At 73.7% G+C, this 14,604-nt stretch carries 15 protein-coding genes; 11 read left to right on the forward strand and 4 right to left on the reverse strand.

Going from position 1 to position 14,604, the window contains the following annotated elements; translation table 11 throughout:
• Positions 1-13: 13 nt before the first annotated feature.
• The 3 genes from ABT122_RS11440 to ABT122_RS11450 are packed head-to-tail and all read right to left on the reverse strand — an operon-like array spanning position 14 to position 2,714.
• A complete protein-coding gene (locus ABT122_RS11440; protein WP_351548888.1) occupies positions 14-1,279 on the reverse strand; it encodes a lysophospholipid acyltransferase family protein in 1,266 nt (421 codons plus the stop codon).
• On the reverse strand, positions 1,276-2,142 hold the full coding sequence (locus tag ABT122_RS11445; protein ID WP_351548891.1) for a phosphatidate cytidylyltransferase: 867 nt from the start codon (positions 2,140-2,142) through the stop codon (positions 1,276-1,278). Before ABT122_RS11445 ends, ABT122_RS11440 begins: the two co-directional genes overlap by 4 nt.
• Positions 2,139-2,714 carry a CDP-alcohol phosphatidyltransferase family protein gene (locus tag ABT122_RS11450; protein WP_351548894.1) on the reverse strand — a complete coding sequence of 192 codons (576 nt, stop codon included), beginning with the start codon at positions 2,712-2,714 and terminating at the stop codon, positions 2,139-2,141. The genes ABT122_RS11445 and ABT122_RS11450 overlap by 4 nt, the downstream gene beginning before the upstream one ends.
• Before the next feature lie 312 nt (positions 2,715-3,026).
• On the opposite strand from ABT122_RS11450, the gene ABT122_RS11455 reads away from it, so the two are divergent.
• Positions 3,027-3,641 carry a class I SAM-dependent methyltransferase gene (locus ABT122_RS11455; RefSeq protein WP_351548897.1) on the forward strand — a complete coding sequence of 205 codons (615 nt, stop codon included), beginning with the start codon at positions 3,027-3,029 and terminating at the stop codon, positions 3,639-3,641.
• A gap of 24 nt (positions 3,642-3,665) precedes the next feature.
• Here the strand turns inward: ABT122_RS11455 and ABT122_RS11460 are convergent, their stop codons facing one another.
• On the reverse strand, positions 3,666-4,292 hold the full coding sequence (locus tag ABT122_RS11460) for an SAM-dependent methyltransferase (RefSeq protein ID WP_351548900.1): 627 nt from the start codon (positions 4,290-4,292) through the stop codon (positions 3,666-3,668).
• A gap of 107 nt (positions 4,293-4,399) precedes the next feature.
• On the opposite strand from ABT122_RS11460, the gene ABT122_RS11465 reads away from it, so the two are divergent.
• From ABT122_RS11465 to ABT122_RS11510, 10 genes are all read left to right on the forward strand, one after another.
• Positions 4,400-4,999, forward strand: coding sequence for a helix-turn-helix domain-containing protein (locus tag ABT122_RS11465; RefSeq protein WP_351548903.1), 600 nt, complete (start codon positions 4,400-4,402; stop codon positions 4,997-4,999).
• Positions 5,000-5,322: 323 nt separating this feature from the next.
• The gene (locus tag ABT122_RS11470) at positions 5,323-5,454 is read left to right on the forward strand and encodes a hypothetical protein (RefSeq protein WP_351548906.1); all 132 of its coding nucleotides are present in this window, start codon (positions 5,323-5,325) and stop codon (positions 5,452-5,454) included.
• A 123-nt stretch (positions 5,455-5,577) separates the two neighbouring features.
• Positions 5,578-6,618, forward strand: coding sequence for a 3-isopropylmalate dehydrogenase (locus ABT122_RS11475; RefSeq protein ID WP_351548909.1), 1,041 nt, complete (start codon positions 5,578-5,580; stop codon positions 6,616-6,618).
• Between the two features lie 239 nt (positions 6,619-6,857).
• A complete protein-coding gene (locus tag ABT122_RS11480) occupies positions 6,858-7,946 on the forward strand; it encodes a branched-chain amino acid aminotransferase (RefSeq protein ID WP_351548912.1) in 1,089 nt (362 codons plus the stop codon).
• A gap of 278 nt (positions 7,947-8,224) precedes the next feature.
• The gene (gene ureA, locus ABT122_RS11485) at positions 8,225-8,908 is read left to right on the forward strand and encodes an urease subunit gamma (protein ID WP_351548915.1); all 684 of its coding nucleotides are present in this window, start codon (positions 8,225-8,227) and stop codon (positions 8,906-8,908) included.
• Positions 8,905-9,174: a hypothetical protein gene (locus ABT122_RS11490; protein ID WP_351548918.1), complete on the forward strand. Its 270-nt coding sequence runs from the start codon at positions 8,905-8,907 to the stop codon at positions 9,172-9,174. Before ureA ends, ABT122_RS11490 begins: the two co-directional genes overlap by 4 nt.
• Positions 9,171-10,862 carry an urease subunit alpha gene (locus ABT122_RS11495; RefSeq protein WP_351548921.1) on the forward strand — a complete coding sequence of 564 codons (1,692 nt, stop codon included), beginning with the start codon at positions 9,171-9,173 and terminating at the stop codon, positions 10,860-10,862. The genes ABT122_RS11490 and ABT122_RS11495 overlap by 4 nt, the downstream gene beginning before the upstream one ends.
• A gap of 71 nt (positions 10,863-10,933) precedes the next feature.
• Positions 10,934-12,007 (forward strand): agmatine deiminase family protein, encoded by a 1,074-nt coding sequence (locus tag ABT122_RS11500; protein WP_351548924.1) that lies wholly within the window; start codon positions 10,934-10,936, stop codon positions 12,005-12,007.
• A 128-nt stretch (positions 12,008-12,135) separates the two neighbouring features.
• A complete protein-coding gene (locus ABT122_RS11505) occupies positions 12,136-12,747 on the forward strand; it encodes a TetR/AcrR family transcriptional regulator (RefSeq protein WP_351548927.1) in 612 nt (203 codons plus the stop codon).
• 146 nt (positions 12,748-12,893) lie between these two features.
• Positions 12,894-14,216 carry an MFS transporter gene (locus ABT122_RS11510; protein ID WP_351548930.1) on the forward strand — a complete coding sequence of 441 codons (1,323 nt, stop codon included), beginning with the start codon at positions 12,894-12,896 and terminating at the stop codon, positions 14,214-14,216.
• The last annotated feature ends 388 nt before the right edge of the window (positions 14,217-14,604 follow it).

A 14,604-nucleotide genomic window follows, 5' to 3' on the forward strand; every position in this document is an offset into this window, starting at 1 on the left:
GCGAATCCGGCGGTCAGTGCCAGCCGCGGACGATCAGGGCGAGGCCCACCGCGAAGACACCGCCCAGCAGCACCAGATATCCGCCGTACCACCGCCGCCAGCGGCGCAGCAGCAGCCCCAGCGCCGCGAATCCCAGACCCACCGTCAGGGTCCGCGAGCCCCGCGCCGCGGCCGATGACGCCAGCCACTCGCCCGCCGGGATGTCCGCCCGGCCCGCCTCGGCCGCGTACACCTTGAACGGGATGCCGTTCCAGGGCTGCCGGCGCACCGCGTCCGCCGACTCGGACGACATGTGCCGCCGGACCTCGCTCCGCATCCGGTCCGTCGTCAGCGGCGCCGGCGGCGCGAGACCGGCGCCCGCCAGCTGGAGCGCGAGCAGCGAGCCCGCGAGGCTGCCCGCGAGAGCGGTCACCGAGAGCCGCAGAGCGGCCCCGGGCGCCGCCACACAGGCCGCGCCCAGCAGCAGTTCGGGCATCAGGGGCCAGCTCAGCGCCTCAGCGAAGGCCCAGACGAAGGCGGTCAGGAGCCCCAGCCGGGAGACGGCCCACGCGGCGACCCGGCGCCGGGCCGCCGAGTCCCGCAGCGACTCGGCACGCGTCCTGCGGTGCAGCGCCGTGACGGCCGCGCGCGCCTCCCCGGGCGTGGCCGACGGCGGCAGCGGTACGCCGATCCGCACCCTGACCAGCGAGGAGCGCAGCCGCCCGTGCTTGGGCAGCAGCCGGTCCGTCCCCGCGATGCCGACCGGGATCACCGGAACCCCCGCCTCGGCGGCCAGCACCAGTGCCCCCCGGTGGAAGGCGCCCACCGGGCCGTCGCCGCCGCGCGTGCCCTCGGGGAAGAGGACGACCGCCCGCCCGGCCCGCAGCCCGTCCGCCATCGCCAGCAGATCGTCCATCCCGCCGCCGGTCCGCCGCACCGGGAAGCCGGCCGCGAGCCTGCCGCAGATCCGGCTCCGCCACGGCGAGGCGAACCAGTAGTCGGCGGCAGCGCCGATCGCGGGGGTGTGGCGGGCGTCGAGGGCGGCGAGGAGGGCGGCGGTGTCGGCGTGCGAGGCGTGGTTGGCCACCACCACGCACCCCCCGCGCGGCAGCCGCCCGCGCCGCTCGATCCCTCCGGTGAGGGTGAGCACCAGCCACCACAGCGCCCGCCGCAGCAGCGCCCCGCCCAGGGAACCGCGCCCGCGTCCGGCGGCACCCGGGCCGGAGGCCCCGGCCGGGACCTCGGGGCGCCGCCGCCCGGCGGGGGACGGCGCGCCGCCGCCGGCGGTGACCGGGGTCATCGGACCGTCACCACCATCGTCAGCAGCAGCGCCGGCAGCAGGGAGTCGATCCGGTCCAGGAGGCCGCCGAACCCCGGCAGCCAGGTCCCGGCGTCCTTCACACCCGACTCGCGCTTCACCATCGACTCCAGCAGATCCCCGAGCACGCCCCCCGCCAGCACCGCCGCCCACAGCAGCCAGCCGAAGGCACCGACCGCGACCAGCACCAGGGCCGTCGCCGCGGCGGCCCCCACCACACCCGCCCAGGTCTTGTTGGGGGAGAGCGGGGAGAGCGGCCGGGCGAGCGGGCCGCGCCGGCCCAGGGCCGTACCCCCGCACCACGCGCCCACATCGCCGAGCGCCACCGCGAGCCCCACCGCGACCGCCGTCTCCCCGAGCGTCACCAGACCCGTCAGCGCGACCGGAATCCACAGCAGGGCGAAGACCGAGCGGGCGGCCCGGGTGAAGCCCGCGCCGGTGTCCCCCGACAGCAGCGGCGGCAGCGCGGCGGCGAGCAGCAGCAGGCCCGCCGTCCGCGAATCCAGGGCCTGTGGCGCGAGCCAGGCGAGCCCCGGCAGCAGCACCGACGCCACCACGAGCACCGCGTGATCGGCGGTGCGCAGCCCCGCCATCCGGACGTACTCGCCCACCGCGATCACCCCGAGCCCGGCGGCCAGGGCGAACGCCCCGCCCCCGCCGAGGAACAGCGCCCCCAGGAAGACCGGGGCGGCCAGCGCCCAGGTGCGCCAGCGACGGCGCAGCTCGGCCCGCGCCCGTATCCGCGCGGGCAGTGCGGCGACCGCGATCCCGCCCGCCCCCAGCGCCCCGGCCACCAGCGGCAGGGCCCGCCCCACCGCGTCGCCCGCGACCATCACCCCGCTCATCGCGCGAGCTCCTTCCGGAGCCGTCCCAGCCGGAGCAGCGCGGTGAGCGCGGACCCGGCGGCGATGACGGCCAGCACGGGGACCGCCCAGCCGGTGGCCGCGGCCACGACCACCAGCAGACAGCGCTCGGTCTTGCCCACGGGGCCGCCGTTGAGCCGGGGACCGCCGGCCGCCGCGCCCGCCAGCGACACCCAGGAGGGCAGCGTCGCGGCGAGTCCGGCGACGGCCACCAGCCACAGCGGCGCGAGGCTGAGGAATCCGGCCAGGGCCAGCAGATCGGCCGCCCGGTCGCCGAGTTCATTGAGCACCGAGCCGCGCCGGGTGGCGCGGCCGGTGTCCCGGGCGAGCGCGCCGTCGAGATTGGCGAAGGCGAGCCGCGCGGCGAGCAGCACCGCGACCGGCGCGGCGGCGAGGGGCGCCGGCAGCCAGGCGAGCGCAGCGGCGGCACCGGCCGCGCACACCACACCCGCGACCGTGAGGGTGTCGGGCGACACCTGCCGCCGGACGAGCGCGCCCCGGACTCCGGAGAGCCGGGCCGCGTACCAGGGCTTGAGAGCGTAGAGGCCGTTCATGGCGCTCACTCTCGTCCGGTGGCCGAATCCCCACCACGGGCCGGATACTCAACCGTTCCTGAGTATGTGTGAGCGACCGGATCGGACACCGGGCGGCCGGGGACCCGGGCGCGGGGGCGGGCGGCCGGGCGGTCGGGTACCCGGGCGCGGGGGCGGGGGCGGCGGCCGGGCGGTCGGGTGGTTGGGCGCCGGGTGGTTGGGCGCCGGGGGGCAGGGCCCGGGGCGGGCGCCGATGGCTCGCGACGGCGCCGCCCCACTGTCCACGGTGACCCGATGGCCGGCTACGGGGACCCCGCTGTCTACGGTGATCCGATGACCGACTACTGGAACCACAACGTCCACTATCACCCGCGACTCCTGGCCGCCGTGCCGCCGGGTGCCCGTACCGCCCTCGACATCGGCTGCGGCGACGGATTACTGGCGCACCGGCTGACCCGGCGGGCCGGGGCGGTCACCGGGATCGACCGCTCGCCCGAGATGATCCGTCTCGCCCGCGAGCGCGGCGCGGGGGTGCCCGGACTCACCTTCCGGGAGGCGGACTTCCTCGACCCGGCGGGCTCCGGCCTCCCCTCGGCGGGCTATGACTTCATCAGCGCGGTCGCCGTGCTCCACCATGTCCCCTTCACCGCCGCCCTCACCAGACTGTCGGAGCTGCTCGCCCCCGGCGGCCGGCTCGCCGTCCTCGGTCTGGGCCGGGACCGGACACCGGGCGACTGGCTCACCAGCGGGGCGGGAGCGGTGGCCCACCGGCTGCACGCCCGCCGGCACGGCGGTGACGGGGGCCCGGCGGGGATGCCCGTGCGCGACGCGGAGATGAGCTGGTCCCGGGTGCGCGCGGAGGCGTCCGCCGCGCTGCCCGGCTGCCGCTACCGGCGGCTGGTGCTCTGGCGCTATCTCCTGGTCTGGGAGCGCCCCGCCCACCCCTGACCGGACCGGCGGCCCGCCCGGGTGTCACCCGGTCCGGCGGATGAGCAGGATGTGGTCGACGACCTCGGCGGTGCTGCCGTCGGGGCCGGCCGCGATCCGGCGCGCCGCGTCCGCGCGCTCGACCGTCCACCGCGCGGGGGAGAGGTCCATCAGGGCGGCCACCTCGTGGGGAGAGGGATAGCGCGCCTCCGGGTCCTGGTTCCACGACCACGGCGCGGTTGATCCGTGGTCGACGACCAGGAGCCGTCCGTCCGGGCGCAACAGCTCCGCGGCGGAGCGGAGGATGGCCGTCCGGTCCTGTGCGTACGGGGTGTGGAAGTAGTGGGCGGTGACCAGATCGCGGGGCGCCGCGGGCAGTGAGGCGCGCATGTCGTGCTGTTCGGCGGTGATCAGATCGTCGAGGCCGCGTGCCCGGGCCAGCCCGGCGAGGCGGGTGGTCGCCACGGCCGAGATGTCCAGGGCGGTGACCCGCCAGCCCCGGCCCGCGAGCCAGAGCGCGTCGCCGCCGCCCCCGCAGCCGAGGTCCAGCGCGTCCCCCGGGGGCAGTGCGCCGACCGTCTCGACCAGCCGGTCGTTCGGCCGGGGATCGGTCGGCGCGGGCCGTTCCGCGTACACCTGGTCCCAGTAACGTGCCGCTTCGGAGTGCTCCATGAGGTCCCTTCCTCGCCTTCGGACTCCCGGGTGGGTTCCGGGCGGCCAGTCTCGGCGGCGGTGCCCCGGTGTCGCACCGATCCTTGCTGTTTCGGCAAGCTGGCCCCATGGACCATTCCGCAAGGGAAGACGTACTGAACGCGGTCGGGCCGAGGCTGCGCGCGCTGCGGCTCTCGCGCGGCCTCACCCTCGGGGAGCTCTCCGCGGCCACCGGGGTCTCGGAGAGCACCCTGTCCCGGCTGGAGGGCGGTCTGCGCCGGGCCACCCTGGAACTGCTGCTGCGGCTCTCCGGCGCCTACGACATCCCGCTGGACGATCTCGTGGGCGCCCCCCGGGCCGGCGACCCCCGGATTCATCTGAGGCCGATCAGCCGGTTCGGCGTGACGCTCGTTCCGCTGTCCCGGCGCCCGGGCGGCACCCAGGCGTTCAAGATGATCATTCCGGCGCGGGCGGAACCGCTGGAGCCGACCCTGCGGACCCATGAGGGCCATGAGTGGCTGTATGTCCTCAGCGGCACCCTGCGGCTGGTGGTCGGGGAGCGGGATCTGACCGTACGGGCGGACAGCGCCGTCGAGTTCGACACCTCCGTACCGCACTGGATGGGCAGCGCGGACGGCCGGGCGGCGGAACTCCTCGTTCTCTTCGATGTGCAGGGGGTGCGGGCGCATGCGCGTGCCGGCCGGGAGCCACGGGCGCCCCGGACCTGAGGCGTCCTGTGGATCGTGCCGGGCTCGCACGCCCTGGGGGCCCGCTCCCTGATCCGGCCTGGTCCCAGGAAGCGCCCTGGACGGCCCCTGGACGTACCTCTGTGACCTGCGGGTTCCATGATCTCCGTCTCAGATACTAGGAAGTCCGACTATTTGTGGAGACAGTGAGAGGCCGCTGCCTTAGCGTGGTGGCAGCCGAACGAATCGCTCGATCCAGCGAATGGCGGCTGTGAGCCGGTGCCCGCGCAGGCAACCCCTGTGGCCCGCTCCCCGCCCCGCCCGGCGCCTTCGAAATCCCCGCGATCTCCGAGGAGTCGATCACCATGCCCGCAGCGACCGTCCGCCGTGTCCGCCACGCCGCCCGCCATCTGTCCGAGTCCGACCGGAAGAACGCCGCGGCGGCGCTCCAGCGCGCCCTGGACCGCCGCGACAACGGAGGCTCCGCCGGGCACTGACCGGCGGGCCGCGGCGCCCGGCGCCCGGGCGCGCTGAGCGCCGGCCGTGGGTCCGGTAACCGGGCGCGTCCATATTCTGGACGCGCGATGTCATGGGATGGGACGAAGAGTAGGGTGCCCGACATGTCTCGCAGCCTCAACATCGCAGTGATCCCCGGTGACGGCATCGGCCGGGAGGTCGTGGCCCAGGGCCTGAAAGTCCTCTCCTCGGTCCTCCCGCAGGATGTGAAGCTGGAGACCAAGGAGTACGACCTCGGCGCCCAGCGCTGGCACCGCACGGGTGAGACCCTCCCCGACGCGGAGCTGGAGGCCCTCAAGGGTCATGACGCCCTCCTCCTCGGCGCCATCGGCGACCCCTCCGTCCCCTCCGGGGTGCTGGAGCGCGGGCTGCTGCTCAAGCTGCGCTTCGCCTTCGACCACTACGTCAACCTGCGCCCGTCGAAGCTCTTCCCGAACACCGCGACCCCGCTGGCCGGCCGCCCCGAGATCGACTTCGTCGTCGTCCGCGAGGGCACCGAGGGCCCCTACACCGGCAACGGCGGCTCGCTGCGCACCGGCACGCCCGCCGAGGTGGCCACCGAGGTCAGCCTGAACACGGCGTACGGAGTGGAGCGCGTCGTCCGTGACGCGTACGAGCGGGCCAACTCCCGCCCCCGCAAGAAGCTGACGCTGGTCCACAAGAACAACGTCCTCGTCTACGCGGGCCATCTGTGGAAGAACATCTTCGACCGGGTCGGCCAGGAGTACCCCGAGGTCACCACCGACTATCTGCACGTCGACGCGGCGACGATCTTCTTCGTCACCCAGCCGGAGCGCTTCGACGTCATCGTCACGGACAACCTCTTCGGTGACATCCTCACCGACCTGGCCGCCGCCGTCACCGGCGGGATCGGCCTCGCCGCCTCCGGCAACATCAACCCCTCGGGCGCCTTCCCGTCGATGTTCGAGCCCGTGCACGGCTCGGCCCCCGACATCGCGGGCACGGGCAAGGCGGACCCGACGGCCACCGTTCTCTCCGTCGCCCTCCTCCTGCGTCACCTCGGCTTCGAGCCCGAGGCCGCGCGCATCGAGCAGGCCGTCTCCGCCGACCTCGCGGAGCGCGATGGCACCTTCCGTACCACGGAGGAGATCGGCGACGCGCTCGCCGTACGAGTAGCCGGCTGACCCGACGCTTCCACGGAAGCCGCCGGGTCGCACACGCACCCGGCGGCTTCCTCCTGTGCGGCCCCGGGTGCATCATCTGACCGGGACCGCTTTCACCCGTTCCACCCTGCTTTCTCGCACCGGTACCTTCGAGCGATAATCGAACCGGGCCGTGGCATACGGGAATGCTCGGACGTCCTAGCATCAGTAGCGGCGTGAGCGCGGTCCGTCACAATCAACGGTGAAGGACATTTGCACTCATGACGACGCCCACGATCGAGCTGAAGCCCTCGTCGCACCCGCTCTCCGACGCGGAGCGAGAGGCGATCATGGCCGACCCCGGGTTCGGCCGCCACTTCACCGACCACATGGTGACCATCAAGTGGTCGGAGGGTGTCGGCTGGCACGACGCCCAGCTCACCCCGTACGCGCCGCTCTCGCTCGACCCCGCGAACATGACGCTGCACTACGCGCAGGAGATCTTCGAGGGACTCAAGGCCTACCGCCGCCCCGACGGCTCCGTCGCCACCTTCCGCCCGGACGCCAACGCCGAGCGCTTCCAGCGCTCCGCCCGCCGGCTCGCCATGCCCGAACTGCCCACCGAGCTGTTCATCGAGGCGTGTGACGCGCTGGTCCGCCAGGACAAGGCATGGGTCCCCGCGCACGGCGGCGAGGCCTCCCTCTATCTGCGCCCGTTCATGATCGCCACCGAGGTCGGCCTCGGGGTCCGGCCGGCCAACGAGTACCTCTTCATCGTGATCGCCTGCCCCGCCGCCGCGTACTTCCCCGGCGGCGTCCAGCCGGTCTCCGTCTGGCTCTCCGAGAACTATGTCCGCGCGGTCCCCGGCGGCATGGGCTTCGCCAAGACCGGCGGCAACTACGCCGCCTCCCTGCTCGCCCAGGCCGAAGCCGCCCAGAAGGGCTGCGACCAGGTCGTCTGGCTGGACGCCCTGGAGCACCGGTGGGTCGAGGAGATGGGCGGGATGAATCTGTACTTCGTGTACGGGAACCGCATCGTCACCCCCGAGCTGACCGGCTCCCTGCTCGCCGGCATCACCCGGGACTCGCTGCTCAAGCTCGCCGAGGACCTGGGGTACGAGTCGGAGGAGGGCAGGATCTCCACCGAGGACTGGCGGCGCGACACCGAGAACGGCACCCTGACCGAGGTCTTCGCCTGCGGCACGGCCGCGGTGATCACCCCCGTCGGCTCGGTGAAGTCGGCGAACGCCGAGTGGACCCAGGGCGACGGCCGCCCGGGCGAGCTGACGCTCCGGCTCCGCCAGGCCCTGCTGGACATCCAGCGCGGCGTCACCCCGGACGAGCACGGCTGGATGCACGACCTGGGCTGACCGATTCCGCCCCGCTGTCCATGCCCCTGTCCTCCCGTTTCGGTGAGGACGGGGGCATGGGCGCGTCACGGGGGGAGGACCCCGAGCGGAAACGGGACGACGACCCCTCGGCGCGTCCGTTCCGCGCGGCGGTCTCGGCCTGTGCCAAGGATCTGGACGGAGCAGTCGACTGAGCCCCCGGCCGTTGGATATTCGAGCCGGGTTCAATGAATCAAGCTGTGGCCTTCCACTTTTCGGGCCTCATGATTAGAGTGCCGTTCCAAGAAGGAGGTCACGCTGTGCGACTCACCCCGACCGAGCGGGACCGGCTGCTGCTCTTCAGCGCCGCCGAGCTGGCGCGGGCCCGCAGAGCGCGGGGGCTGCGGCTCAATGTGCCCGAGGCGACCGCGCTGATCGCGGACACCGTCTGCGAGGCCGCGCGCGACGGGCGGCGGCTGGCCGAGGCGATCGAGGCGGCCCGTTCCGTCCTCGGGCCCGATGACGTGCTGCCCGGGGTCGCCGATGTGGTGACCGAGGTCCATGTCGAGGCGGTCTTCGACGACGGCTCCCGGCTCGCGGTGGTTGCCGACCCGATCGGCGGCGGCGGTCTGGGCGCCGCCGCCCCCGGCGCGGTGCTCCCCGGGCCCGCGCTGCCCGGGCCGGAGCCGGAGCTGCGGCTGACGGTGCGGAACACCGCGCCCGTACCGGTGAGCGTCACCTCCCACTTCCACTTCTTCGAGGCCAACCCCCGGCTGGACTTCGACCGGTCCGCCGCCTACGGCATGCGGCTGTGCGTCCCGGCCGGCTCCACCGTCCGCTTCGACCCCGGAGCCGAGTCCGAGGTGGGTCTCCTCCCCATCGGCGGCGCCCGGATCGCCATCGGCTTCGCAGGGCTGGTCGACGGGGAGCTGGACGCCCCGGGAGCCAGGGAGGAGGCCCTGCGCAGGGCCGCCGCCTGCGGGTATCTGGGCGCCGAGCGGTGATCGCGGTCATTCCGGTGATCGCGGTGGTCGCCCGGCCCGAGCCGCCCGGCCAGACCTCCCCGGCCCCCCAACTGCCCTCGTACTCCCTGCTGACGGTCGTCCTCGCGGTGGCCGCCGTGACCGCGGTGACCGGGCTGCTCTCGCCGCGCGCGGGAACCGCCGCCCGCAGGGCCGCCACCGCCCGGCCCGCCCGGCCCGCCCGGCCCGCCCGGCCCGCCCGGCCCGGGCGCCCCGGACAGCCCCGGAAGAAGGAGCGGAGCCCATGACCGGAATCGACCCCGCCGAGTACGCCGCCGTCCACGGCCCCCGCGCCGGTGACCGGGTCGTGCTCGGCGACACCGGGCTCGTGGTGCGCGTCGAGTCCGACGCGCAGAAACCCGGCGACGAGTTCCTCGCCGGCTTCGGCAAGACCGCCCGCGACGGACTCCACCTCAAGGCCGCCGCCGTCCGTGACACCTGCGACCTCGTCATCAGCAACGTCCTGCTCATCGACGCCGTCCAGGGCATCCGCAAGGTCTCCATCGGCATCCGCGAGGGCCGGATCGCGGGCATCGGCCGCGCCGGCAACCCCGACACCCTCGACGGGGTCGATGTCGTCACCGGCACCGGCACGGCCATCGTCTCCGGCGAGGGCCTGATCGCCACCGCCGGCGCCGTCGACACCCATGTCCATCTGCTCTCGCCGCGCATCATGGAGGCCTCCCTCGCCTCCGGGGTCACCACCGTCATCGGCCAGGAGTTCGGCCCCGTCTGGGGTGTCGGGGTCAACTCCCCCTGGGCCCTGCGGCACGCCTTCGCCGCCTTCGACGCCTGGCCCGTCAACATCGGCTTCCTCGCCCGGGGCTCCTCGTCCGACCCGGCCCCGCTGACCGAGGCCCTCGCCGAGGGCGGCGCCAGCGGATTCAAGGTCCACGAGGACATGGGCGCCCACACCCGTGCCCTGGACACCGCCCTGCGCGTCGCCGAGGAGCACGATGTCCAGGTCGCGCTGCACAGCGACGGACTCAACGAGTGCCTCTCCGTCGAGGACACCCTCCGCGTCCTGGACGGCCGGACCATCCACGCCTTCCACATCGAGGGGTGCGGTGGCGGCCATGTCCCCAACGTCCTGAGAATGGCGGGCGTGCCGAACGTCATCGGCTCGTCCACCAACCCGACCCTCCCCTTCGGCCGGGACGCCGTCGCCGAGCACTACGGCATGATCGTCTCCGTACACGACCTCAAGACCGATCTGCCCGGGGACGCCGCCATGGCCCGGGACCGCATCCGCGCCGGGACGATGGGCGCCGAGGACGTGCTGCACGACCTCGGCGCGATCGGCATCACCTCCTCCGACGCCCAGGGCATGGGCCGCGCGGGCGAGACCGTCCGCCGCACCTTCGCCATGGCCGGGAAGATGAAGGCCGAACTCGGCCCCGCGGAGGGCGACGGCGCCCACGACGACAACGGCCGGGTGCTGCGCTATCTGGCCAAGCTCACCATCAACCCCGCCATCGCCCACGGCCTCGCCCATGAGATCGGCTCCGTGGAGAGGGGGAAGATGGCCGACATCGTGCTGTGGCGCCCGGAGTTCTTCGGGGCCAAACCCCAGCTCGTACTGAAGTCCGGCTTCCCCGCGTACGGAGTGACCGGTGACCCCAACGCGGCCACGGACACCTGCGAACCCCTGCTCCTCGGCCCCCAGTTCGGCGCCCATGGAGCGGCCCCTGCCGAGCTGTCCGTCGCCTTTGTCGCCCGGGCCGCCGCCGACCTCGGCGGGGACCGGATGCCGACCCGCCGGCGGCGGGTCGCCGTCCGGAACACCCGGGGGAAAGGCCCCGCCGATCTGCTGCTGAACTCCCGGATCGGCGAGGTGGCCGTCGACGCCCGCACCGGGGCGGTCACCCTCGACGGCGCCCCGGTCCGCTCCTCGCCCGCCGAGTCGGTCTCCCTCAACCGCCTCTACTTCCTCTAGTACCTCTCTTATCTCTCTTATCTCTCTTATCTCTGGCGCCTCTGGCTCCTCTAGCTCCTCTAGGACGGACGATGTTCCGCATGCCGCCCGAATGGGCCCCGCACGAGCGCACCTGGATGGCCTGGCCGGTCGCCAACCCCACCTTCACCGGCGACGACCTCGCCGCCGCCCGCCGCGCCTGGGCGGAGGTCGCCCGTGTGGTGGGGCGCTTCGAACCGGTGACGATGGTCGTCGGCCCCGGCGGGACGGCGGAGGCGCGCGCCCTCCTCGGCCCGGGGACCGAGATCGTGGAGCGCGAGCTGGACGACGCCTGGATGCGGGACACCGGCCCCACCTTCGTCACCGACGGCACCCGGCTGGCCGCCGTGGACTGGGTCTTCAACGGCTGGGGAGCCCAGGAGTGGGCGAGCTGGGAGCACGACGCCTCACTCGCCCGCCATGTCGCCGCCCTGGCCGGTGTCCCCGTGCACAGCTCACCCCTCACCAACGAGGGCGGCGGCATCCATGTCGACGGCGAGGGCACGGTGCTGCTGACCGAGACCGTCCAGCTCGGCCCCGAGCGCAACCCGGGCTGGACCAGGGAGCAGGTCGAGGCCGAGATCCACGCCCGGCTCGGCACCACCAAGGCGATCTGGCTCCGGCGCGGTCTGACGGCGGACTACCCGCCGCACGGCTACGGCACCCTCGGCCATGTCGACATCGTCGCCGCCTTCGCCCGCCCCGGCACGATCGTCGCCCACACCCAGCCGGACCCCGCCCACCCCGACCACGACCTCTGCCGGGAGAACGTCGGCCTCCTCCGGAGCAGCACCGACGCCCGGGGCCGCCCGATCGAGGTGATCGAGGTCCCCGCCCCGACCGCCCTGCGCGACGAGAGCGGCGGCTGGGCCGACTACTCGTACATCAACCACTACCTCTGCAACGGCGCGGTCGTCCTCTGCGCCTTCGACGACCCGCGCGACGAGCACGCGGCGGAGATCTTCCGCCGGCTCCACCCGGACCGCGAAGTGGTCCTGGTCGACGCCCGGACCGTCTTCGCGGGCGGCGGCGGCATCCACTGCATCACACAACAGCAGCCCCGGGTACCCCGGGAGACCGGCCCGCCCCTTGAGTCTCCCGGCGGATCAGGTACAACGTACGGATGACAGCGCATGGACGGCGGCGCGCGGACGGCCGTGCCGCCGTGCGCCGTCCGTGACCACCGGACGCCCGCCCGCCCCGGCCCGCCGTCACACCCCCGGACGACCGCGGCTCCCCGCGTGGAGGCACCCGAATGACCCCGCCCGCCCGACGGCGCAATGTCGCCCCGCCCCGTGAGTCCGTGCTCGCCGCCGCCATGGCCACCATCGCGGCCCATGGACTCGACCGGCTCACCATGGCGGGGCTCGGCCGCGAGGTCGGCATGAGCAGCGGACACCTCCTCTACTACTTCCGCACCAAGGACGAACTCCTGCTGCGCACCCTGGAGTGGAGCGAGGGCCGCCTCGGCGCCGAGCGCGCCGCCCTGCTCTCCGGGCCCGCGCCCACCGCCGAGCGGCTCACCGGCTATGTCGGGCTCTACCTCCCCGAAGGACCGGGCGACCCCCACTGGGCGCTGTGGCTCGAGGTCTGGAACCGCTCCCAGAACGCGGGGGAGGACGCCCGCGCCCGCCAGGCGGCCATCGAGGGCGCCTGGCACCGGGACCTCGTCGCCCTGCTCGCCGAGGGCAGCTCCCGGGGCGACTTCCGGGCCGTCGACCCGGACCGCTACGCCACCCGGCTGCGGGCGCTGCTCGACGGCTTCAGCGTCCATGTCGCGGTCGGCCTCCCCGGGACCGGACGGCCGCAAGTCCTCGCGCACGTGGGCGAATTCCTCGCCGAAACCCTCTTCGCCCCGGCGCGCTGAAGCACTCGGGCCGCGCTCGCTCCGGAGCGCGCTCCCCGCGCACCGAGCCCGGCACCCCGCCGGGAACGCAACGCACGCAAGTACTCCCGATCGTTGCCCCGCCTCCCCTTGTCGGCCCCCCGCGCCGCCCGGCACGGTTTCCCCCCATGGGACGAGAGCACTGGAAGAAGATCTGGATCGGCTCGGCGGGCAACATGGTCGAGTGGTTCGACTGGTTCGTCTACGCGAGCTTCGCCACCTACTTCGCCGGAGCGTTCTTCCCCGAGGGGAACGACACCGCCAAGCTGATGAACACCGCCGGTATCTTCGCCGTCGGCTTCTTCATGCGCCCGGTCGGCGGCTGGCTGCTCGGCCGGGTCGGCGACCGCAAGGGCCGCAAGGCCGCGCTGACCCTCACCGTCACCCTGATGTCGGCCTCCGCGCTGCTCATCGCCATCGCGCCCACCTACGCCGTCGCGGGGTACGGCGGCGCCGCCGTCCTCCTGGTCGCCCGGCTCCTCCAGGGTCTCTCCGTCGGCGGGGAGTACGCCGCCAGCGCCACCTATCTCACCGAGGCCTCCGCCCCCCGCCACCGGGGGCTCGCCTCCAGCTTCCAGTACGTCTCCATGACGGTGGGCCAGATCCTCGGCCTGGGGCTGCTGATCGTCCTCCAGCGCACCATGTCCGACGAGGCGCTGCACAGCTGGGGCTGGCGCATCCCGTTCATCATCGGCGCGCTCGGCGCGGCCGTCGTCTTCTATCTGCGCCGCAACATGCTGGAGACGGAGGTGTACGAGGAGTCCGGCGACGACACCCCGGCCGCCGAGCGCGGCACCGTCAGGGCGCTGCTGGTCCACAAGCGGGAGGCGTTCCTCGTCATCGCGCTGACCATGGGCGGCACCGTCGCGTACTACACGTACACGACCTATCTCACCAAGTACCTCTCCAACTCCGCCGGGATGGAGAAGCAGACCGCGACCCTGGTGTCGTTCTGCGCCCTGATCGTCTTCGCCTGCCTCCAGCCGCTCGCCGGGGCGCTCTCCGACCGGATCGGCCGGCGCCCGCTGCTGATCACCTTCGCGCTGGGCTCCACCTTCCTCACCGTGCCGATCATGACCATGCTGAAGCACGCGGACTCCTTCTGGCCGGCGCTGGGGCTGGCGCTGCTGGCGCTGGTGGTGGTGACGGGCTACACGTCGATCAACGCCTGTGTGAAGGCGGAGCTGTTCCCGACCGGGGTGCGGGCACTGGGGGTGGCGCTGCCGTACGCCATCGCCAACGCGCTGTTCGGGGGGACGGCGGAGTATGTGGCGCTGTGGTTCAAGGATTCCGGGGTGGAGTCGGGGTTCTATTGGTATGTGGCTGGGTGTGCGGCGGTTTCGCTGGTCGTCTATCTCGCGATGCGCGAGACCCGGGACATCGACCTGAACCGGGTGGGGCGCCCCGCGCCCCCCGCCCCCAGGAAACCGGCCCACGCCCCTGCGGAGTAGCCCTGCCGCCGCCTGCCCTCACCGGGGCCCCGCGCACACCACCGCCTCCGCCCGGCGCCGAGGCACGAAACCCAGCCCTTCCAGGCGACCCGAGGCACAAGATCCAGCCCCTCCGGCGCCCCGAGGCACACCACCCCAGCCCCTCCGGGCGCGTGTGCCGCACCCCTCGGCTTCTCCGGCGACCCGGGCAGCTCCAGCCTTGCTGGCGGCCTCGGCTTCTCCGGTGACCCGGGCAGCTCCAGCCTTGCTGGCGGCCTCGGCCCCTCCGGCGACCTGAGCAAACCCAGCCCCTCCGGCGTTTGAGGAGCGGGGGTTCGGGGGCCGGCCCCCGACCGTGGCCCGCGGGATGCGGGGGTCCTGTGGCACAGGGTCATTACACAAGCTCCCC

Origin of the sequence: Streptomyces sp. NPDC001985, assembly GCF_040296845.1 — a bacterium.
GTDB lineage: Bacteria > Actinomycetota > Actinomycetes > Streptomycetales > Streptomycetaceae > Streptomyces.